Annotated in this window: 22 protein-coding genes and 1 tRNA gene; 13 read left to right on the forward strand and 10 right to left on the reverse strand. The window is 34.0% G+C overall.

All coding sequences use genetic code 11. The features are described from left to right. The 3 genes from GX311_01625 to rpsO all read right to left on the reverse strand — a co-directional run. On the reverse strand, window positions 1-213 hold a 213-nt coding region (locus GX311_01625), incomplete at its 3' end, for a replicative DNA helicase (protein ID NLK15078.1). Window positions 214-379: 166 nt separating this feature from the next. Continuing rightward, on the reverse strand, window positions 380-2500 hold the full coding sequence (gene pnp / locus GX311_01630; protein NLK15079.1) for a polyribonucleotide nucleotidyltransferase: 2121 nt from the start codon (window positions 2498-2500) through the stop codon (window positions 380-382). 54 nt (window positions 2501-2554) lie between these two features. After that, complete coding sequence (gene rpsO / locus GX311_01635) at window positions 2555-2824, reverse strand: 30S ribosomal protein S15 (protein NLK15080.1); 270 nt, start codon at window positions 2822-2824, stop codon at window positions 2555-2557. Between the two features lie 354 nt (window positions 2825-3178). Here rpsO and GX311_01640 point away from each other — a divergent pair, with 354 nt between their 5' ends. Continuing rightward, window positions 3179-3376, forward strand: a complete 198-nt coding sequence (locus GX311_01640; GenBank protein ID NLK15081.1) for a cold shock domain-containing protein — start codon at window positions 3179-3181, stop codon at window positions 3374-3376. Window positions 3377-3491: 115 nt separating this feature from the next. Here the strand turns inward: GX311_01640 and GX311_01645 are convergent, their stop codons facing one another. From GX311_01645 to GX311_01660, 4 genes are all read right to left on the reverse strand, one after another. Beyond that, window positions 3492-6620, reverse strand: coding sequence for a M28 family peptidase (locus GX311_01645; protein NLK15082.1), 3129 nt, complete (start codon window positions 6618-6620; stop codon window positions 3492-3494). A gap of 169 nt (window positions 6621-6789) precedes the next feature. Then, entirely contained in the window at window positions 6790-8238 is a 1449-nt protein-coding gene (locus GX311_01650; GenBank protein NLK15083.1) for a TrkH family potassium uptake protein, read from the reverse strand. After that, window positions 8238-9578 (reverse strand): Trk system potassium transporter TrkA, encoded by a 1341-nt coding sequence (gene trkA, locus GX311_01655; protein NLK15084.1) that lies wholly within the window; start codon window positions 9576-9578, stop codon window positions 8238-8240. Before trkA ends, GX311_01650 begins: the two co-directional genes overlap by 1 nt. A 69-nt stretch (window positions 9579-9647) precedes the next feature. After that, window positions 9648-10223: a LemA family protein gene (locus GX311_01660; GenBank protein NLK15085.1), complete on the reverse strand. Its 576-nt coding sequence runs from the start codon at window positions 10221-10223 to the stop codon at window positions 9648-9650. A gap of 342 nt (window positions 10224-10565) precedes the next feature. On the opposite strand from GX311_01660, the gene GX311_01665 reads away from it, so the two are divergent. From GX311_01665 to GX311_01720, 12 genes are all read left to right on the forward strand, one after another. Beyond that, window positions 10566-13931 carry a T9SS type A sorting domain-containing protein gene (locus GX311_01665; GenBank protein ID NLK15086.1) on the forward strand — a complete coding sequence of 1122 codons (3366 nt, stop codon included), beginning with the start codon at window positions 10566-10568 and terminating at the stop codon, window positions 13929-13931. 82 nt (window positions 13932-14013) lie between these two features. Next, window positions 14014-14265, forward strand: a complete 252-nt coding sequence (locus GX311_01670) for a hypothetical protein (GenBank protein NLK15087.1) — start codon at window positions 14014-14016, stop codon at window positions 14263-14265. A 438-nt stretch (window positions 14266-14703) separates the two neighbouring features. After that, window positions 14704-15813, forward strand: coding sequence for a site-specific integrase (locus tag GX311_01675; GenBank protein NLK15088.1), 1110 nt, complete (start codon window positions 14704-14706; stop codon window positions 15811-15813). A 12-nt stretch (window positions 15814-15825) separates the two neighbouring features. Beyond that, the gene (locus tag GX311_01680; protein NLK15089.1) at window positions 15826-17049 is read left to right on the forward strand and encodes a hypothetical protein; all 1224 of its coding nucleotides are present in this window, start codon (window positions 15826-15828) and stop codon (window positions 17047-17049) included. 184 nt (window positions 17050-17233) lie between these two features. Next, a complete protein-coding gene (locus GX311_01685; protein NLK15090.1) occupies window positions 17234-17530 on the forward strand; it encodes a helix-turn-helix domain-containing protein in 297 nt (98 codons plus the stop codon). Next, window positions 17527-17823, forward strand: coding sequence for a hypothetical protein (locus GX311_01690; protein NLK15091.1), 297 nt, complete (start codon window positions 17527-17529; stop codon window positions 17821-17823). Before GX311_01685 ends, GX311_01690 begins: the two co-directional genes overlap by 4 nt. Window positions 17824-17842: 19 nt before the next feature. Further along, on the forward strand, window positions 17843-18130 hold the full coding sequence (locus GX311_01695; protein ID NLK15092.1) for a hypothetical protein: 288 nt from the start codon (window positions 17843-17845) through the stop codon (window positions 18128-18130). Next, complete coding sequence (locus tag GX311_01700; GenBank protein ID NLK15093.1) at window positions 18127-18960, forward strand: DUF4373 domain-containing protein; 834 nt, start codon at window positions 18127-18129, stop codon at window positions 18958-18960. The genes GX311_01695 and GX311_01700 overlap by 4 nt, the downstream gene beginning before the upstream one ends. A gap of 84 nt (window positions 18961-19044) precedes the next feature. Then, a complete protein-coding gene (locus tag GX311_01705; protein ID NLK15094.1) occupies window positions 19045-19347 on the forward strand; it encodes a hypothetical protein in 303 nt (100 codons plus the stop codon). A gap of 2 nt (window positions 19348-19349) precedes the next feature. Next, window positions 19350-19634, forward strand: coding sequence for a hypothetical protein (locus GX311_01710; GenBank protein ID NLK15095.1), 285 nt, complete (start codon window positions 19350-19352; stop codon window positions 19632-19634). A gap of 39 nt (window positions 19635-19673) precedes the next feature. After that, window positions 19674-19994, forward strand: a complete 321-nt coding sequence (locus GX311_01715) for a hypothetical protein (GenBank protein NLK15096.1) — start codon at window positions 19674-19676, stop codon at window positions 19992-19994. Next, window positions 19984-20196, forward strand: coding sequence for a hypothetical protein (locus GX311_01720; protein ID NLK15097.1), 213 nt, complete (start codon window positions 19984-19986; stop codon window positions 20194-20196). Before GX311_01715 ends, GX311_01720 begins: the two co-directional genes overlap by 11 nt. Window positions 20197-20683: 487 nt before the next feature. Here GX311_01720 and GX311_01725 read toward each other — a convergent pair. The 3 genes from GX311_01725 to GX311_01735 all read right to left on the reverse strand — a co-directional run bounded on the left by GX311_01725 (window position 20684) and on the right by GX311_01735 (window position 21617). Continuing rightward, window positions 20684-20767 (reverse strand) — tRNA-Leu (locus GX311_01725). A 57-nt stretch (window positions 20768-20824) separates the two neighbouring features. Further along, the gene (locus GX311_01730; protein NLK15098.1) at window positions 20825-21049 is read right to left on the reverse strand and encodes a DUF4834 family protein; all 225 of its coding nucleotides are present in this window, start codon (window positions 21047-21049) and stop codon (window positions 20825-20827) included. A 13-nt stretch (window positions 21050-21062) separates the two neighbouring features. Next, on the reverse strand, window positions 21063-21617 hold the full coding sequence (locus tag GX311_01735) for a hypothetical protein (protein ID NLK15099.1): 555 nt from the start codon (window positions 21615-21617) through the stop codon (window positions 21063-21065). Window position 21618: the final 1 nt, after the last annotated feature.

Genomic DNA, 21618 nt, shown 5'->3' on the forward strand with positions numbered 1-21618 from the left:
ATCGTACATCTCTGTTATGGCTTTAAATATTTTGCCATGTCCCTTACCATAAAAGCACGACTCTTTTAAAAGCCCAACTATATCATTTAAAGCATCTTTGTCTAACATTAATGCACCCAACACGGCTTTTTCAATTTCAAGATCGTGTGGAGGAACCTTCCCTTCTACAATAATAGATTGATTGTCTTCTATTTGTCTATTTGTTTTAGCCATGATTACTGTTTTTAAAAGAGGATTTTAAATTTCTGGTGTTAGTTAATAACAACTTTTAGTTGTGCATAAAGTTATAAAAATTCAATAAGAAAAAAAAGATTTGCCTCTATATAAATAGTGACAAATCTTAATAATTTATGCTTGTTTACAAATAGCAACAAATGTACTATTTGTTCTGATCCTTACCTTCGGGTTTAGGTAACAGCACTTTGCGCGAAAGTTTTAGTTTTCCGTTATCATCAATATCAAGCAGCTTAACATCAATGACATCGCCTACTTTCAACACTTCTTCAACTTTATTTAATCTGCGCCACTCAATTTCAGAAATATGTAACAGACCATCTTTGTTTGGCATAATTTCCACAAAAGCTCCATAGGATTGAATTGACTTAACTTTGCCTTTGTAAATATTTCCAACTTCTGGTACTCCCGCTACATCTTTAATCATTGCAATGGCTTTGTCCATAGATTCATTATTAAATGCAGCAACCTCAACGATACCTTTCCCTTCTGTTTCCTCAATAGTAATTATAGTTTCGGTTACACGTTGAATCTCTTGAATAACTTTTCCACCCGGTCCTATTAATGCTCCAATAGAATCTTTCGGAATTGTCATCTGTATCATTCTTGGTGCATGAGGTTTAAGATCAGGACGTGGTTCTGGCATTACCTCTAACATTTTTGACAGAATGTGCAAACGTCCTTGCTTGGCTTGTTGCAGAGCTTGTTCAAGTATCTCGTATGGTAATCCGTCAATTTTAATATCCATTTGTGTTGCGGTTACGCCATTAACAGTACCTGTGACTTTAAAGTCCATGTCTCCAAGATGGTCTTCATCTCCGAGAATATCTGAGAGAACAGCATACTTGTCACCGTCTGTAATCAACCCCATAGCAATTCCCGAAACAGGCCTTTTAATCTTTACGCCTGCATCTAAAAGCGCTAACGTACCCGCACATACAGTTGCCATAGAACTTGACCCATTTGACTCAAGTATATCAGAAACTACACGTACGGTATAGGGAAAATCTTCATTCGGAATCATTGGTTTCAGTGCTCTATAAGCCAAGTTGCCATGTCCTATCTCTCTCCTACCCGTTCCTCTGTATGGTCTTGCCTCACCGGTTGAATATGGTGGAAAATTATAATGTAGCAAGAATGTCTCAACTCCCTGACGTGTAACCTCGTCAACTAATTTATTGTCTAATTTTGTTCCCAAAGTAACTGTGGTTAATGACTGGGTCTCTCCACGAGTAAAAATTGCTGAGCCGTGTGTAGCCGGCAAGTAATCAACTTCGCACCATATTGGTCGTATTTCGTCCAATTTTCTGCCGTCCAATCTTTTGCGTTCTTTTAACACACAATCTCTAACGGCTTTTTTCTCTACTTCGTGATAGTAACGTCCTATAAGTACTTCGTTAACTTCGTCTTCTTCAGTATATTGCGATAAAAACTCCTCTTTAATAGCGTCGAAAGCCTCGGCTCGCTCTTTTTTGCATGGATTTCCCTTAGATGCAATATCGTACGCTTTTTGATAACACTCATCCCAAACTTTCTTACGCAACTCTTCGTCATTCTCTTCGTGGCAATATTCACGTTTAACAATACCAAGCTCTTTAGACATCTCCATTTGAACTTGACAATGTTTTTTAATCTCGTTGTGAGCAACTTTAAGAGCTTGAAGCATATCCATTTCGTCAACTTCTTTCATTTCGCCCTCAACCATCATAATATTTTCCATGGTTGCACCTACAATCAAATCGATGTCAGCACGCTCTAAATCAGACACTTTTGGATTGATAACAAACTCACCATCTATACGTGCAACTCGACATTCTGAAATTGGACCATTAAACGGTATATCGCTAACAGATATAGCTGCCGATGCTGCTAATCCTGCCAAGGCATCTGGAGAGATATCTTTTTCAGAACTGATTAACTCAACGTTAACAAATGTCTCTGCGTGAAAATCATCGGGGAATAATGGTCTTAATGCCCTGTCGATAAGTCTGGCTACCAATATTTCCGAATCTCCCGGACGTCCTTCTCTGCGTGTAAAGCCTCCTGGAAAACGACCTGCAGCTGCAAACTTTTCTCTATACTCAACAGAAAGAGGCATAAAATCCACATCTTCTTTTGCTTCAGATGCGGATACTACTGTTGCCAACAACATAGTTTTTCCGCATGTAAGTACTACTGCTCCATCAGCTTGTTTTGCTAATTTGCCGGTTTCTAATATTATTTCACTTCCATCTGGTAGTGGAATATGTTTTTTTATAATGTTCATATGTTTTATTATTTTAATAGTTACAAAAAAAGGCAATTTTCATTGCCTTTTATTTTATTTACGCAGGTTAAGTTCAGCAATAATTGCCCGATATCTGGTAATATCGTTCTTCTTCAGGTAATCTAAAAGCTGACGTCTTTTCCCAACTAAAGTCAACAGAGCTCTTTGAGTGCTGAAATCTTTTTTGTTTCGTTTCAAATGCTCAGTTAAATGTGAAATTCTATAAGAGAAAAGAGCTATTTGCGATTCTGCTGCTCCTGTGTCTTTCTCTGATTTCCCATACTTTGAAAAAATCTCAACCTTTTTCTCTTTTGTTAAATACATATTATTCTATTATTAAATTATTCTTTTTTATTTAGAACCGCAAAATTATGAAAATTATTCTTATTAACCATGATTGTTTCATAAAATATTTTCCAATTAATTAATTGGAATAATTTGGAAACGTAAAAAATAGCTCTACCTTTGCTCAAATTTTGGTAGTAAAATTAGGAATTGCAGTAAGATTCTTAACAGAATAATTCATTTTTTAGGTTTCTTTTCTCATTGACTAGTTTTGGCAAAACAGAAGTCCAAAGCAACATTATCCACTAACATTCATTTAGTTTCGGTTAATGTTTTTACCAACCATTAATTTGAAACTTTTTAACACTTTTAATACAATTAATTATTACAATCATGAGAGAAGGAACAGTAAAATTCTTCAACGAAACAAAAGGTTACGGCTTTATCAAACCAACCGAAGGTGGCGAAGATATCTTTGTACACCAAACAGGTTTAATTCACAAAATACGCGAAAACGACAAAGTTCGCTTTGAAGTTGAACGTGGAAAAAAAGGCATGAATGCTGTTAACGTTGAAGTTATAAACGACTAATAATCGACTCTTCAAATAAAATGCCACCCCATTTGAGGTGGCATTTTTTTGTGTTTTGGATTTCAGACTTTTGACTTCTAATTTAATTACGGTTACGTCACACCTACTTTTAACTTTATTGTACAATAATTTTCTCCACTATAACTTGGTTCTTACTCATTATTTTGAGAAAATATATACCCTCGGGTAATGTTGATACTTCTATTTGTGCCTTCTTACTAATAAACTCAGTGTGTACAATCTGTCCTGAAATCGAAATTATTTCGATACGAGCTTGATTTTCGCCAGGCAAGTCAATAAACAAATATTCTTTAGCAGGATTTGGATATATACTAACCTTATATTCTACACTCTGCACATTAATACCCCCATCATTAAACTTTGTCACAAACGACATTCCTTCGGAAATAAATCTACTTGAATCGGGAATTTCTAAACTATATTCTGCCCAATAGTCGTGAATCGAGTTTGTTGACGATTTAAAAATCTTGTAATTCATTAATTCCCCATCAACGAATCCATTAGAACTGAGATCTGTTGTATCTTTTGCAAATGCTACTAATGCTGTATTAAAACTTAAACTTCCAATAGCCATTGCTCCTGCACATTTACCTTGTGTGGTAAAAACACCTATCTTATCGCCAATAGAAAAATCTTGTAAAGCCTCTTTTGAAATACCAATAATATGTGAGTTTCCACTTGATTTTTCCACCCCCCATGGATAGTTTGTTGTACCTTTAAAATCTGCTATGATTTTATCACCTTTGCAATCGGGAAAATCAATAGTAACATCCTCAGATGCAAACACATAATAAGCCTTTCCTGGTTGCAGGTAATATAAAGTTGCAATATTTTTCGGAGACCAGTATACACCACTTGAACCTATCTCTTTTATCACTACAATAGATGGAATATAAGCAAAAAAATCGTCACAAAAAACATTACATTCACTAATTACTGGCATTATATTCCATCCTTGTTTTAAGTTTACACTTCTATTTTCTATTTTATTTCCGGCAATTCGAAAATATGTATTATTAGAAACTTTTATCTTGTATCCGCTATTGGTATCCCAATTTTCCAGCGTGTTAATTCCTGTAGATGGTTGATATGAATTTATTTCGTCTTGAATGATAACAAGATTGGTTGTAATAGACTGTGTAATATCTTCAACATCTGAATTTATTGGTGTTAAAAATGTTGACACACCATTCCAACCTGAGTATAATTTTATAGGTTGCATCTGTCCGTTTCCTGTTACCGATATTTCAAAATCATCAATATATATTCCGTCTTTATTCGCAGATGCATCACTCATAAATCTGAATCTTATATAAACTGATTTGTTTAGATAATCATTAAGCGAATAACTTTTCTGCATCCACATTGTTTGCGTTCCTGTAAACTTCTCTATTCTATCCCATTGTGCTCCATTGGTAGACATCTCAAGATAAACATTATCGTAGTTTGTTTCTATTTCGTATTTTGTCCAAAACGTCAGTTGAGCACTTGCATATCCCATCAACCCAATGGGACCAAAAGTTGCAGAAGTATTCCAACCATTGCCGTAGTTGCCGTTAGGGCTTTCGGTAAGTGATTTTGAGGGAGAGTGGTAGCTTGTATTTGTTAATCCCCATTCGCCTTCAAATTTCCAGCCATCTGTACCACCTTCAAAATCATAAACAACGGGTGGCACCATAGGAACAGTTGGTTTTACAGTAACAGTATTTGACTTGCCAGACTCTTTGTTTGTATCGGCAAAAACAGCAGTAACATAATACTGATATGTTCTTCCGTTTACAACATCAAAATCTGCAAAATAATTGGTTGTTACTGAGTCACATAATGTTCCGTTTTTATAAACTTTGTAGCAAGAAACATCCACCACATAATCCCAAAACAACTCAACCACATTGTCTGACGGCAAGGCTACTAAATTTTTTGGAGGAAATCGCATATTCGACATTGTTACAACTGATGCTAAAGTTGCCTTGGTAAATGTAGTTGCCATTGGCACGTTATTATAGCTTAATCCAACTGTATCGTTTGCTGTGTGGATATACGGACTGTGGTTATCAACATCTTCAAATGGAAAAATTCCCATATAACCATTGTTATTAAATGATTCGTGATCACTTGAGCCTCCTAATAAAGTTCCTGGTTCAACTACAAAGCTGGGCAGATAAATACTGCAAACGTTTGTGTAAAATTGGGCTAACTCAAGAGCTGATTGTGGGTATATAAGGGTTGTTTTAATAACTGTGCTTGAAGGTTTTAAATATCCAATCATGTCTAAATTAAAATATCCAAGTATATCCATGCCTTCTTGCGCACATCTTTGTGCATAGGCTTTACTTCCATACAAGCCATACTCTTCACCTGAAAATGCGCAAAACACTATTGTTCTGTCAAAACTGTATTGACTTAGTACTCGTGCAATTTCTAAAACAGCAGCTGTTCCAGATGCATTATCATCGGCACCTGGCTGACTAGAACTATTTGAATAGGTGTCATAGTGTGCGCCAAGCATTACAACTTCGTTAGGATATTTCGTCCCTAATTTTGTAGCTATTACGTTGTCACTTGCAGATCCAGACGGCATTGGGAAATCATGTATCTCTACTGTTAATCCAAGTTCTTCAAATTTTCCTTTTATCCAGTTTTGTGCTTCAATCGATTGAGGAACGTAGGCGTTACGCGTGCCATAATTTTGAAGATGCCGAACTATTGTAGTAAGATTTGTTCCTGAAATTTGTAGTAATAACTCATCAACAAAAGGATCTACTTCAGATATTTCAGGAAATCTAATATTGTTTTCAGGTAATCTTGCTTTATTATTAAAAATTCTGATTAACCCATCGTTTTTAGCAGGTTTAATATACTGGTGACGTTCAGCACTGACCTTTACAATTATGATATTCTCATTGTCAAATAAGATTTCGAAATTATTTCTATTCTGCTTGATGTATTCGGTCTTTTTTTCATCATTATCTACAAAAACCACGTAATATGCACTACCATTTTGCCATGGTTGTGGATCAAGAAGAATAGTTTGATTTTCTTTCAAATCATGTGATGCCGTACCAATAACAAACTTATCACAATGGTAATGAACTGTAAGATAATCTTTCTGAAACATTGCTTTTGTTTCGGTAAAGTTTTTAGTTGGTAGCAAAACTAAGTTTTGCGCAAATGCCTGTAACACAAACACTTGCATAAACAATAATAATACAAATCTTCTCATATTTTTATATGTTTTAAATTTTTAATTTTCGATTTAATTAAAACTAATGTGCCTTATAATTAACCTATTAATGTTATATTTTGATTGTTAGTTCCATATTAGCAAAAAATAAACAATCAAGGTTCCAAATATCATAAAAATAATTGTTGTTTTTCACCTATTTTCTAGATTATTTTTTCCAGAAGTTAGGCATAAACAATGCCAAAACTGTAAAAATTTCAAGTCTTCCAATCAGCATAAGCAGTGACATTAGCCATTTGGCTGCAACGGGGAACTCAGTACAATTAAGTGGTGCTGACACCTTGCCAAGTATTGGTCCTGCATTACTAAGCGAAGTTAATGAAGCTCCAAGAGCAGTTTCAAAATTAAATCCCAGAAATGTTAAAGCAATCGCACCTACTATAAAAATTAAGATATATACAACAACAAAAACTAAAATATTACCCACCAAATTAGATGGCACAGATCTGCCATTCAAACGTAGTGGTATAACAGCCCTTGGATGAATTATCCTACGTGTTTCGTAGTAAATATTCTTTATAACAGCTGTTACTCTAATAATTTTCATTCCTCCTCCGGTCGAACCTGTCATGCTACCGATGAATAATAACAGAAAAACAATGTTTACAGTGAATGTTGGCAATAGTACAAAATCTGTCATTACAAATCCTGTGGTTGTAATTATCGAAACCGTATGAAACAGTACAGAACGAAAACTGCTAGTTGCTTTAACCGGAGAATATAGTAAAGGGGCAAACAGAATAATTGCAAACAGAGCTGTAATTATAAAGTAAAAAAACAACTCTTCGTTTTTTCTTATTTTTGAAAACTTAAATGTTAGGACATAATATAGTACACTAAAATTAATTCCTGAAATAAACATAAACGCAATTATCGTATATTCTATTTGAGGGGAATTAAAATACGCTATGTTACTGTTTTTTGTGCTAAAGCCACCAGTTGACATAGTTGTAAAAGAGTGACAAACAGCATCAAAAGTTGACATACCCGCAACTTTAAGCATAACTATCTCAAGTACAGTAAGAGACAGATAAATTGTCCACAATGTTATTGCTGTGTCGCTAAGTTTTGGTTTAATTTTTTCAAAAGTAATGCCTGTAACTTCTGCCGAAAACAGTTGAAGTCCTCCAACATTAAAAAATGGCAAAATAGCGAGGCTAAGAACAATAATACCCATACCTCCTATCCATTGTGTCAAAGAACGCCAGAACAAAATCCCGTGTGGTAATGATTCTATATCATTAACAGTTGTTATTCCTGTTGTTGTAAACCCACTAATGGTTTCAAAAAAAGCATCAGTAAAACTTTGTAAATATCCTCCAAGGTAATATGGTAGACACCCAAATATAGAAAAGACGACCCAAACCAGACTTACAATTATATACCCATTCCTCCTATTAACAACACGTTTACTTTTTAACGTCGACAAAAAAAACAATAGTCCCACAAAAAAAGTAACAGAACCACTTAGTATAAAGGTTTTTATATCAGACTCGTTGTAGTAATATGAAACAAGGGCTGATAAAAATAAAAAAACTGACTCAACAATAAGTAATATGCCAAGTATGTGGATTATAAATTTTCGATTGAGCATGATTAATTAAAAAACTCTTCGAGCTTATTAACTGCAGTTGACAACGAAAAAACAACTACATGGTCATTTGCTTTGATATGTGTGTTGCCATCGGCAGTAAATGCTGTTTTTTTCCTTATAAAACCCCCTACAACTGCATCTTTCGGGAAGTTTATATCTTTAAGTTTTCCTTTAGTAATTTTTGCACCGGGTCTTACAATAAACTCAAATACCTCAGCATCGGTTGCCGTTAAGCTCATAAAAGAAGAAACGTCAGCATTTATGGTAAATCGAAGAATATAACTTGCAGCTATTAATTTTTTGTTAATAATTGCATCAATCCCCATGTTTTCGGTCAAGCTGATATAATCAATACTTTCAACGGCTGCAATAGTTTTTCTAACGCCCATTTTTTTAGCCTGCAAACAGGTAAGTATATTTATTTCGCTATCGCCCGTAACTGCAATAAAAGCATCCATATTTTCAATACCCTCTTGCACAAGAGTTTCAGTATCACGCCCATCCCCATAAATAACCAAACTATCTGAAAGCATATCGGTTAGTTCAAAACATCTGCTTTTATCGTAATCAATCAGCTTTACATTTGCTGTTTTCTCTAAAACACTTGAGGTTCTGAACCCTATACGCCCGCCACCAAGAATCATTATATTTTCAGGTTCAAGCTTTTCGTGTCCGCTGTATTTAGTAATTTTGGATATACCTTTCTGATTAGCTATCACATAAACAACATCACCCTCTTTAAAAATATCTGACGCTCGCGGTATTATCGTTTCCCCGTCACGTGTAATCGCAACAACACGATATAGAAGCTTCTCTTCGACTTGTGTAGATTCGACTACCGTTCTGTTGATAACAGAGGCATTTTTGTTAAGTTTAATCACATGCAATGAAAGCATTCCTTGAGAGAAGTTAAAAACCTCGCTAGTACCTGTCTGTGTCAAAAGGTTAACTATCTCACGTGCAGCCAACATCTGTGGATAAACCAAAGCATCAACACCCATACCAATACAATGCGAACGATTCGTTGGGTTTAAATACTCAGCACTGTCAATTCTGGCAACGGTTCTTTGAGCCCCTAAGCGTTTAGCTAAAATACACGCCATCATATTGACTTCCATATTGCTGGCAACAGCAACAAAAAGATCAGCATTTTTTACACCAGACTGTTTGAGCACATTAAATGAAGTAATAGACCCTGTAACTGTCAAAACATCATATTGTGAAGAGAGTACATTCAGAGATTCTTCATCAATATCAACAACAACGACTTCATGATTTTCGCCAGATAACATTTTGGTGATTTGGTATCCGACAGCCCCTGCGCCACCTATAATTATCTTCATTTGCTAACCTGTTAATTATACAATGCTAATGCTTTCTATATATAGTAACTTTAAAACTTTCAACTCAATTTACATTTCAATCTTAGGTGCTTTTTGAGCCTCTTCAGATGCTTTAAAATATCCTTTTGCATTGAAACCGAACATCTTAGCAAAGATAATTTTTGGGAATTTGCGTATATATGTATTGTATTTGCGAGCTTCATCATTAAATGCGTTACGTTCTACCAAAATACTCTCTTCAATTTGCATTAAATCATTCATAAGTCTCTGATAGTTTTCAGAAGCCTTAAGATCAGGATATTGTTCAACAACAACCATTAAACGTGACAACGCTGATGAAAGTCCATCTTGAGCTGACTGAAATTGTTCAATATTTTCGGGAGTCAAATCATCACCAGAAATATTAATTCCTGTTGCTTTAGATCTAGCTTCGATTACACCAACTAAAGTTGCATTTTCGTGACCTGCATAACCTTTTACAACAGCAACTAAATTCTCTACTAAGTCAAGCCTACGTTGATAATTAGACTCTACTTTACCCCATTGTGCATCAACAGATTCTTCCGATGAAACCATTCCATTGTAACTTGAATAAGCCATAATGCCAAACACTACAAGTAGTATCAGTATTGGGACTATAATCATAACAGAAGCAAGACAGCCTGTTCCTTTTGTTTTTACTTCATTTGTGCTCATTTTTCTTATGTTTTTATTTTAAATTAAACAAATTGTATTTCAAACTATTAGTAAAGTTAGATTACGGCTTGTAAAGTTATTAAAATTATTAAACCACAAGCACAAATTTAATGATTTGTTGGCGATTGTATGTCTACATGCTCATTTAATATTAGTATATTTGTCGGGAGTTTTCGTCTAAAAAACAGTGACGTTGGACAAATTTATGCAACATATATGTATTTTTATGCGTATAATTGGCAAACGATAACGTTGAGCTAAATATTTTCCGAATATAAAATACAACTAGATATGAAAAAAAAATTATCAAAGAATAAAGTATTCTTTACGGCTTTCGTGCTATTTGCTTCTTACATTATACCTACTCACCTTTTGGGGCAAGTTCCACAGGATACTTTAATTGCAATCAGTATATTTAAAAAAACATCAACTTCTTTTAATGTAGCTTACACTGTTGGATACAACAACACAACAAGTCAAGGTATTTGTTATGGTTTATCTGACAATCTAGATTTGAATGGGACACATGTATCTGTTGACCATTGGAAGTCTGCCGATACATTGACAATTCCAGGTTTAACTCCATTAACAAGATACTATTTTAGTATATACGCCATAACCCCAACTGACACAATATATGGAGCAGTACATAAAGCTACAACAGTAGCACCAGAACCAACTACGAATTGTGGCACACCCAGCGTTGTTCATTTGGACAGTTGTTCTGTCCAAATAAGTTTTGATGTCGCTACTGGAGCAAATAGATATCTGTGCGTTCTTGTTGAAGGTAATACTCCTGTTAATCCTGAGTTGATTGAATCTGGCGTTCAACCTTCGGTGCTAAAAGCTACAATAGGATGTGTTGATTTGGTAGAAAACCTCCAAAATGAATATTCTTACGATTTATTAAACCTAGAAACCACTTATTCTTTAAGCGTGTTTCCCGCAAATCGTCCTGCCACAGGATATCATAACATAAGTTATAAAACTGATGGAGAAATATCTACCATCACATTTGAAACACAAAAAGTAACTCCGACAATACAAACATCTCAAATATCAGCAAATGCTATTCTTGATGGCAAAGCAAATATTTCATGGATTAATGGCAATGGAAAAGGACGCGTTGTTTATATTAATAACACTAACTCATTTACAGATCCCACAAATGGCGAATACCCATTGATTAACAATGCATATAGTGGTTCAGGACAACAGGCTATATACAACGGATCAAACTCTAGTGTTGAAGTAAGTGGACTATCAGCAAACACTACTTATTATTTCAGAGCGTATGAGTTTAACGAAAAAACCACAGGAAATCCCATGTATAATACAAGTGAAGCATTAGATAATCCGACATCTTTTACCTACTACTATCCAGCACCAGAAGTTCAGGACTCAAACATTATGTTTAGTTATGAAGGACCAAATTCAGTTAAAGCTTCTTGGTTAAAAGGAGATGGAATGAACAGAATTGTTGTGATGAACACATCTAATGTATTTACAACACCTACAAATTTTACTGATTATACAGCCAATTCATCTTGGGAAAATAGCGGAGAACAAGTTGTTTATAATGGAAATAGCAATATTGTGATCGTAACAAATATTTCAACCGATATACAATACTTCTTTAGAGTTTTTGCTTATAATAATGAGTCTCAATATGCAATGTTCAATACATCAACAGCTATTAAAAATCCAAACTCGATAAAATTATCTCCTCCTTTAATACAAGACTTCGATATTGAGTTTAGCAATGTTACAGCTACAAGTGCTACTGTGAACTGGACACGAGGAGATGGCATGTACTCAATAGTTTGTATGAATATAGCCGAAAACTACTTAACGCCTGAAGACTTTATTACATATAACACAAATTCAGAGTGGCAAAATTCAGGAGCACAATGGGTATATTCAGGAGATCAAACATCGGTCGATATTACAGGTTTAACATTAGGGACTACCTATTACTTTACTGTGTATGCATTCAATAATAGCGATTATCCTATTTACAATATATCGCCAGCAATAGACAACCCATACTCACTACAATTAGGAGGACTGAATACATGGAATGGCAATATATCAGAAAATTGGGAAGTCGCCAAAAACTGGTCATTGAAGCATGTCCCATTTAATGAAAATAACGTAATAATACCTGAAGTAACAAACCATCCAGTATTATCACAAAACTCAAGTGTTAAAAACCTGACCTTAACAAGCAAAGGGCGACTAACTGTAGAAGAGGGTGGCATTGTATTGTCGGTAAATGGTACTCTTTATTTAAAAGGAGATGCTATAAGTTCAGGATCCTTGGTCATACGAGGAAGTTCTAGCGTTGATGTAACTGGAGAATCTTACTTAACAAGAAAAGTTACTGTAAAAGATTGGCATATAGCAAGTATTCCAAATAATAACAATAATGCTTTACAATTCACAGGTTTCCATGTTAGCAGATGGATTGAAACTACATCAACCTGGGTTAATTTAGGCAATTTAGATATTGTTGAAAAAATGAAAGGTTACGCAATATATCCTGGTAGCAAGGACACGGTGCGTTTCAGAGGTAGTTTTAATAATGGACCACAATCAATTGATGTAACAAACTCAAAAAATGGTCATAGTGGAGACGGATGGAATTTTATGGGAAATCCTTATCCATCGGCTATTGACTGGGGAATTTCTGAAGGTTGGAGCAGAGAAAACATTAACAATACCATATACAAAAATATGGAAAATGCTGGATTTACTGGTTACGTCACCTACAATTACGAAACAGGTGTTGGTGTGCCAGAAGGTACAAATGGAATAATCCCTGCTAGTAATGGCTTCTATGTGTTGTTAATTGACTCAACATCTCCAGACCCAGTTACTGCTACATTGGGTATAAACAATAACGCTCGTGTTCATAGTTACGATCCTTACATAAGAAACAGTGAAAAGTCTACTGAAAAAATTCTTCGTTTATCTATTTTTGATAATGAATCAGCTGTAAGTGAGACAGCTATTCTATTTCATCCAAAAGCATTAAATGAAATAAATACTGATATTGATGCTTTTGTACCTCCGCTCTTTCCTGAAGTGGAAAGACCCCAAGTATTTAGTATTCGCGGATCTAATAACACGCAAATGATTCTATCATCAATAAACGAAAACCTACTTAACACACTAGAACCCGATCATTTTATAGAAGTCCCAATAGGATTAATAAATAACAGAAGTTTATCATACAGATTAGTTCTGAACGGAAACACTATAGGTGAAGATTTTGATGTTTATCTATACAATAAAAAAACAGACAAATATCATAATCTTGAACAACCTTATAGTTTATCAAGCGAAGATGAAAATAGTTACAATACATTTTCAGTACGTATAACACCAAAAGGTGGAAACGTAGCAATTAACAACACCCCTAATAACAAAATTGATATAGATGTATTTGCAGTAAAAGATGTTATAAATATTAATAGTCACGAACCAATAACAGGGACGGTAACGGTATATGACATAACTGGCAAGTTAGTCTTTTATGAACAATTAAACGGAGTTAATAACCATACAATAAAAAACGATAATAAAACTGGTATATTTATTGTTGTAATAAATGGCGAACAGGGATATTATTCTAAAAAACTGTTTGTAGAATAAATAATATAGTAATAACATGAAACTTATAAAAAGAAGATTGCGTGTAATCTTTGTATTTGTAATAATTTTAACATCCTCTACATTGCTTTATTCACAGCAGAAAGAAGAGTTTGGAAAGAAACAAATTGGAAGAGAAAGATTGTCAGATAATAAAAACGATAAAAATGACAAATCAGATAAGTTTCGCAATCCAGGTGGTCCAGGTGGACCAGGTGGTCCAGGCGGTCCAGGTGGACCAGGCGGAGAACTTCCAATAGGAAATGGTTTCATGTTTTTAGCTGGCTTGTCAACTGCTTATTTAATTATTAATAATCGCAGAAATAAAAAACAGTAAACTTTGTTAAGCATAGGTTATAAATATTAAATTAAATATAGCATTTATTAAAAAGAGTTAGAAGTTAACATAACAAAGCCAACTGTTTCATGGTGAAATAGTTGGCTTTGTTTTTATTAATTAAACGTCCTTAATGTTTCCTATTTCTTCTCTTTTAAAAGAAAAAACGCTCATAATCATATGACTATAAGCGTTTTATTTTTTGTACCCAGAGCCAATACACAACCCGCCAAATAACAACCAAGCAAAGGAAAATAAAGACACTCAGTAACAGTCGATTAGTGTTTTAAAGCAAACATTTATTTTCACTTGTTTTGACCTTTTTTTGCTTTCACTTGTCCCCCAAACGTCCCCCGAATATTGTTTAATATTTAATAAAAAACTATCTTTGCAAAGAATAGCAAATCAAAGGAAAGGCAAACAAAAAAACACCACGATATGGCAAGGAAAAAAAACAGCGATATTGTAAAATTGAGAGAAAAAAAGATGGCAAATGGAAATACTACTTTGTTTTTAGATTGGTACGATAACGGAGTGAGAAACAAAGAGTATTTAAGACTCCATATCAATAAAAAAGCACGAACGCCATTAGAAAAAGAAAACAATAAAAGAACTCTCGAATTAGCAAAAAAAATAAGATTAGAACGTGAAACGCAAATAACACATTCAAATTTCGGTCAAATAATACCCGTTAAAAAAAAGGTTGCTTTTTTTGCCTTTGCTGAAAACTACAAAAACAACTATACTAAAAAGGATATAAGAATGATTGTGGGCGCAATACAGAGGTTTAAAGACTTTCTAACTGAACAACGCCCCTTTTTAAATCAAAAGAGCCTCAAAATAGCCCAAATCGACAAAGTAATGATGACTGACTTTGTTAGTTATTTAGAAAGTAGAAGCATTGGAGAGGGCGCACACGGCTATTTTCAACGTTTCAAAAAAATCCTTAAACGTGCAGTTGACGAGGAAATAATATACAAAAGCCCCACAGACGGCATAATTTGCAAAAGGGTTGAGGGGCTGAGAAAGGACATATTGACTAATGACGAAATAATTTTACTTGCGAAAACACCGTGTCAAAATTCAGAGCTTAAAAGAGCTTTTTTGTTTTGTTGTTCTACTGGGTTAAGATTTGTTGACGTTAAAGCACTTCAATATAAAAATATTGATTTTGCAAATAAAAAGATGACAATAGACCAAATCAAAACAGGCAAAATCGCCATTATAGACCTCAATACAACGGCATTAAAAATGATTGGAGAGCAACAACACCCCGATAATTATGTGTTTGATTTACCCTCTGGGAACGGCTCAAATAAAACCTTAAAAGCGTGGGTCAAACGTGCAGGAATAGACAAACATATAACTTGGCATTGTGCAAGGCATAGCTTTGCTGTTAATCTTTTAACAAGTGAAGCAAAACCCGATATAAAAACAGTTTCAAGCACATTAGGACACTCAAGTTTAAAACATACAGAAAAATACACACGTGTTGTTGACGAGCTTAAAAAGAAAGCGGTTAATGCTTTGCCCGATTATAAATTATAAAAGCCAATAGCTATGAATAAAACCTTAGAAAATGCCTTTTTTGAGCCTTTTAAATTTGGCGGGATTGTTGACAATTGTATTGATTACATTCAAAAAAAATATGATTTAGGGATTAATCCAAAAAGCTATGATAATTTGTCTCCACAATGGGAAAAATATTACAAGGAGTTACCCATCAAAATAATTGAAAAAACAGAGGCATTTGATAAAAGTATTATAACTGGCTTTAAAAGCCCCCTAATTGACGAAATAGAGAAAAATTTAATAATTTGCGACTCTCCAAAAGAGAAAAAAAATTATTTATTTTCACTACTAATCCCATTTAAAAGATTTAGCGATATTTTTAAACCAGTAGCCACAATTAATTCTTTAAAAAAAGATATTGAGAAGGCAAAACAAGACCTAAAATACTGGGAAAGTGTGCCAAAAGACACAATATTGAAACCGTCAGGAACACCCAAAGAACAAATTGAAGCGTGTAAAATGGTTATTGAACAAAGGAAAAAAGATATTGAAAGAACCGACTACATAAGCAGTCAATTTGTAAAAATAATTAATGAAACGGTCGATAAAAACACGGTCGAATGGTGTTTGTGTGTTTATGCGTTCGCAGTTTCACAATATGCCAATCGTTTAGACGCTTTATTAGTAACCTATGGTATTGACTTGTTAGAACTACAAAAAGAATGCGGAATATACCTAAAATACAGTAGAAATATTACAGATATAGAACTTTATATCGGTACTACACAATTAGCCCAAAAATACATTAATGAACTGCCAAAGAAAAAAGAACCCGTCAATACAAACACTTTGCCCCCTGAACCACAAGCCAACAAACCAACGAACGAAGTACTAAAACAGCCACATTTTGACGGGGATTTTAACGATAAAGAGTTAACAGAGGCATTTGAAAAACTAAAACAAGGTAGATATATTCATTCTGAAAGCGATTTAAACAGTTTTATATATGTATGTACTGGCAGGAATGAATTTACAAAACCTATAAACTGGATGGAAACAGCGGGATTGTTAGGTATGTTTGTAAATGATTTATTTATCACAACCAACAAAACAAACATATGGGAATTAGCCTTCAAGTGTTTTACTATAAAAAACAAACCTCCCAAAATTTCAACTATTAAAACAATCGTATCAAAAATTACTCAAAACTGGAGAGAGCAACCCAAAAGATACCCAGAAATGAAAGAAACTATTATTAATGAACTAATTTAAAAAAGTCAACAGTTGTCAACAGTTGTCCTAACCGTTGACAACTGTTGACCTTTTTTCTCTCTCATTCACTCTATTTTTGCATTATCATTATAACGGTGGTTGTTGGTAAGCCGTTTTTGATGTACAAATAGACTGTATCGACCAACGTACAGTGTTAAGGTACAATTCTAAATAATAATGCAAAATGGAAAAAGAAATCTTAAACAGACTTAAAACAATTGAAAACCAATTGTATGCAACAAAAGACGTTTTAACGTTCGTTGAAGCAGCTAATTACACTGGATTAAGTCGTTCACACCTCTATAAACTTACGTATGAGCGCAAAATCCCACATTACAAACCACGTGGCAAAATGATTTATTTTGACCGCAAAGAGCTAAATGACTGGCTTTTGCAAAACCCTATTACAACGGCAAATGAAATAGAAAAACAAGCCGTTGACTATTGCTATAATACTAACAGGAAAGGAGGGTTAAAATGAAATCTAAAAACAAAGGGACTGAAAAAAACGCCAAAATTGAGCGCATAGAATTTGAACACTTTAATGTTGAACACATAGAGTTTGAACACCGAAGGAACGCCGAACATTTAAAAATCGAACGCATAGAAATCGAACAAAAAGAATATGACGGTAAATTGTCAAAAGCAGACACAAACGACCTTATAAACGAACTTGCAAACCGCTTTTACTGTGTTAAAATAGTTGATTGCGTTGGCAATAGCTATGAAGTTAAAAACGATAGTAAACAAGCTAATTTAAAAACCATTTATTAACCAATAAAAATTTAAAACCATGAAAACAAAAGAAACCCCCAAAGCTATAAACGCTCAAGGGGCTATTGCAGATAAAGACAAAGGTACGATAATTTTATTATCCCGACAACAAAAAATGATATATAACTTACTATTAACTGGAGGGCATTTTGGAACTATTGATTTTATGCAAAAACTGTATATAGCAGACCCCAGACGAGTTATTGCAGACTTAAGAAAAAAAGGCGTAAAAATTTCTGACTATTGGTGTACAAGTGCCAAAAATGCACGTTATAAAAAGTATTACATTAAAGACACAAAAAGATGAGAACAAAAAAGGACGCTTTTTACTTCCCCCACGATAGTAATGCAAAAGACGATATAAAAATTGCTTTAATGACTAATGAAATGGGATTAGAAAGTTACGGTATTTTTTGGGTGCTTGTTGAAATTTTAAGAGACCAGCCCTCATATGAATGTCCTATAAAACTATTACCCATAATTGCCAAACGTTACGGAGCTGATTTTGAAAAGGTAAAAAAAGTGGTTTATGATTATGAGTTATTTGTAGTTAAAGATGACGAGATATTTTATTCTGAAAGTTTGAAACGTAGAATGTTATTATATGAGGAAAAAAAGGAAAAACTCAGAATAGCAGGACTTAAAAGCGCCGAAAAAAGAAAAAAGAAAAAAGAAAATAATCAAAGCGATGTTCCAACAACGTTCCAACAACGTTCAAACAATGTTCAAACAACGTTGGAACAAGTAAATAATAATATATTAGATAATAATATATTAGATAATAATGTATTAGATAATATAAAAAGAGAGGGAAGCAAAATGCCTCCAACACTCGACAAAGTTAAACAATACATTGAGGCAAAAAATTATATTGTAGATGGCGAACAATTTTTTTATTACTATTCTGCAAAAAATTGGGAGGGCATAAAAAATTGGCAAGCTAAAATTGACGAATGGCAGGTTAAAGACTCAAAGACTAAACCGCCAAAAAATGTAAAATTGGGTGTTGGCGAATTTATAAAAGACGGTATTCGCACATACGGAACAGGTAGAGCAAAAATACCGATGGACGCTCCGCCACGACCCAGTGAACAATGTGCTTGGAATGCAGGCTCGCAAAGATGGTTTACACAGTAAAAATTTGGTTTACGCTTAAAATGAAAATGCAAGCAAACCAAAGCAATTTTAAACAATTTATTAACAACTTAAAAATTCAAGTTTATGATTAAAACTTTTGAACAAATTAAAAAAGAGTATGCAGAAGATATAAGGGCGTACTCTGTAAAAGTCAGAATGGCTGAAGATAAAGTAAGCTGTTTGACTGCAAATTTAGAAAATGCCGAAGCTGAAAGATGGAAATGCTGTCAAGGCGAAATTACTCACGAAAAATGTGAAATGCGGAAATACTGGGATTTTCGCATTTTAGACTGGAAAAAACAAGTTGAAGACGCAAAAAATGAACTTGCAATGATAAAAGCAGGAGAAAATAACGTTAACGAAATATTAAAAAATATAGGATTTTAATTATGGAAACTAAATATGATAGATACCAAAAAAACAAGGCGGTAAAATTTATCCGAATGGGAAATATTAAAACATTGACCACCGAACTAACAGAAGCCGAAACGGTGTTAATGACGTTAAGAAACAGGGGAAGGAATGACCTCGAAGCTAAAAGGGAGGAACAAACTGTTATAGACGAAATTAACCGCATTAGGGAGCTATTGGAGGACGAACAAAGAGCTGTACAATCTTTGGAACAAGCCACTGATGACGAAGCTAATGAGGTTATAAAGAAAATGGAGTTTTAACCGTTGCTTTTCTGAAAACAACAAAAAAATACAGAAAATATGGCAGTTAAAGGCACAACAAACAACCCAAGAGGGAGACCGAAAGGTACACCTAACAAGGTTACTAAAGAAATGCGAGAGTGGATAAAAGAAATTATCAATGAACAACGTCCACAACTCAAAAAGGATTTAAAACAGTTGGATCCAGTTGAACGCTGGAGAATTGTTGAAAAATTATTGCAATACGTTTTACCTAAAATGCAGTCAATCGAGGGGCATTTGAACTTCAATAAAATGACTGATGAAGATTTAAACAAATTGGCTAATGAATTAGTAAAAACTAATAACGATATTATTGAGGAGGCGGAAAATGAAGATTAAAGTAACGAGAGAGCTAAAAATAGCGATGTTAAATGCTTTTCGCACTGGTTACCTCAATTTGTGGGAGTGTCCAGATATTTTGAAAGAGATAAAAGGAGCAAACCTGTTTTTAGAAGTTATGAAAGCAAGCACTGCAAAAGACGGTAAAAAAGAGTTGTCAGAAACCGAAATATCAGTAAAACAACCCTCAAAAATCGAATAACGATTTTAAAGCCGATTTTAAGCCCTGAAATACTTTTTATGATACCTTATATCATAAAAGACATTTCGGGGCTTAAATCAAGCTAAAAGGGGGCTAATTTTAAATATTTAACTGTTTGTATTTGGTTTAAATAAAAATAACATCTAAAATTGAGTGCTTATATTGCAAGCACTTCAAAAAAATAAAAAATAGCAGATAATAATATTAAAATTTGGGTGGCATTTACAGATATATAATAACAAGCTAAACGACCGACAAAAAGTTACCGTTTTGTTATTTAGAATGAATATAAATAACGGGAATTTGCTCACAAAAATACAGCACGGGGAAGCGCAAATATTTTGCAAAATCCGTGCTTTTTTTTTGTAAAAAAAAGACAATGTTATGTTTTTGCAATATACGTTCGCACTTGTCCCCCAAACGTCCCCCGACAAATAAAAAACGCTCATAATTTCTTAACTATGAGCGTTTTATGATTTTTATTTTGTACCCAGAGCCGGAATCGAACCGGCAAGGATTTGCATCCACTGGTGTTTGAGACCAGCGCGTCTACCAATTCCGCCATCTGGGCGTTTTGTTTTTGGTGGCGCAAATATAATAGCTTTTTGTTTTATCAACAAATAAATTTCTAATTCATTTCTTCAAATTCTATATACTCTCCTACATGTTTAGGTATATTCTTTTTACCTCGCGGAATATCAGTAACGTAAGTATCTCCGACATTACCTTGCGAATTAGCCGAAGCTCTTCTTTCAAACTTTCTTACCTGACGTTTAACAAACCAACGAAAAAATATGCGCCCAACAAAATTGAGCAACAGCATAACAAGTATAAAAATTAGTAGAAAACGCATTTATAGTGTCCTATCATTTAACAAAAAACAGCAATAATAACGATATTGAATAAAGCACTATTTTAAGCTGCTCCATGGTTAAACCAAAAAGTCTCATACGTGGATACGTAAGAATTACACTGATAAGAGAAAAAACTGTGGTTCCTAATAATATCCAATTAAAAAACACGTGGGTAAATAGATCCATTTTATAAAATATCGCACCTGAAATAATATGTACAATTGATTTAGCCAATACTATGCCAAAGTAAAATATCGTGTTTTGGAACAACAGACCAGTTGAAACAATTTTCTTCCTTGCTCGTAATATCGAATGAGCTAAAAGTATTGCAATCATTGAGCCTATCAGAATTTTATCGGGTATTAGAGTAATGTTTTTTAACAGATATTTTCCTGTTAGCCAGCCTAATGTAAGAAAAACCACATACATTGTGGTTGTCCCTAAAACCGTAACAACAATATTGAGAACCGTCTTACGATTGATAAACGAAAGTCGAGTTGCTTCTAATGAAAACATCTCAAACAGAATACCCAAAAGTATAAAAAGTGCTACTGTATTTATGTGCATA

The sequence above is a fragment of the Bacteroidales bacterium genome (genome assembly GCA_012519055.1).
GTDB lineage: Bacteria > Bacteroidota > Bacteroidia > Bacteroidales > Salinivirgaceae > JAAYQU01.

Coding starts and splice junctions, on each gene's coding strand:
- GX311_01700 (NLK15093.1), top strand. CDS start 18,127: ATGAGAACAAAAAAGGACGCTTTTTACTTCCCCCACGATAGTAATGCA.
- GX311_01720 (NLK15097.1), top strand. CDS start 19,984: ATGAAGATTAAAGTAACGAGAGAGCTAAAAATAGCGATGTTAAATGCT.
- GX311_01715 (NLK15096.1), top strand. CDS start 19,674: ATGGCAGTTAAAGGCACAACAAACAACCCAAGAGGGAGACCGAAAGGT.
- GX311_01690 (NLK15091.1), top strand. CDS start 17,527: ATGAAATCTAAAAACAAAGGGACTGAAAAAAACGCCAAAATTGAGCGC.
- GX311_01710 (NLK15095.1), top strand. CDS start 19,350: ATGGAAACTAAATATGATAGATACCAAAAAAACAAGGCGGTAAAATTT.
- GX311_01730 (NLK15098.1), bottom strand. CDS start 21,049: ATGCGTTTTCTACTAATTTTTATACTTGTTATGCTGTTGCTCAATTTT.
- GX311_01675 (NLK15088.1), top strand. CDS start 14,704: ATGGCAAGGAAAAAAAACAGCGATATTGTAAAATTGAGAGAAAAAAAG.
- GX311_01685 (NLK15090.1), top strand. CDS start 17,234: ATGGAAAAAGAAATCTTAAACAGACTTAAAACAATTGAAAACCAATTG.
- GX311_01660 (NLK15085.1), bottom strand. CDS start 10,223: ATGATTATAGTCCCAATACTGATACTACTTGTAGTGTTTGGCATTATG.
- trkA (NLK15084.1), bottom strand. CDS start 9,578: ATGAAGATAATTATAGGTGGCGCAGGGGCTGTCGGATACCAAATCACC.
- rpsO (NLK15080.1), bottom strand. CDS start 2,824: ATGTATTTAACAAAAGAGAAAAAGGTTGAGATTTTTTCAAAGTATGGG.
- GX311_01645 (NLK15082.1), bottom strand. CDS start 6,620: ATGAGAAGATTTGTATTATTATTGTTTATGCAAGTGTTTGTGTTACAG.
- GX311_01735 (NLK15099.1), bottom strand. CDS start 21,617: ATGCACATAAATACAGTAGCACTTTTTATACTTTTGGGTATTCTGTTT.
- GX311_01640 (NLK15081.1), top strand. CDS start 3,179: ATGAGAGAAGGAACAGTAAAATTCTTCAACGAAACAAAAGGTTACGGC.
- GX311_01665 (NLK15086.1), top strand. CDS start 10,566: ATGAAAAAAAAATTATCAAAGAATAAAGTATTCTTTACGGCTTTCGTG.
- pnp (NLK15079.1), bottom strand. CDS start 2,500: ATGAACATTATAAAAAAACATATTCCACTACCAGATGGAAGTGAAATA.
- GX311_01680 (NLK15089.1), top strand. CDS start 15,826: ATGAATAAAACCTTAGAAAATGCCTTTTTTGAGCCTTTTAAATTTGGC.
- GX311_01705 (NLK15094.1), top strand. CDS start 19,045: ATGATTAAAACTTTTGAACAAATTAAAAAAGAGTATGCAGAAGATATA.
- GX311_01695 (NLK15092.1), top strand. CDS start 17,843: ATGAAAACAAAAGAAACCCCCAAAGCTATAAACGCTCAAGGGGCTATT.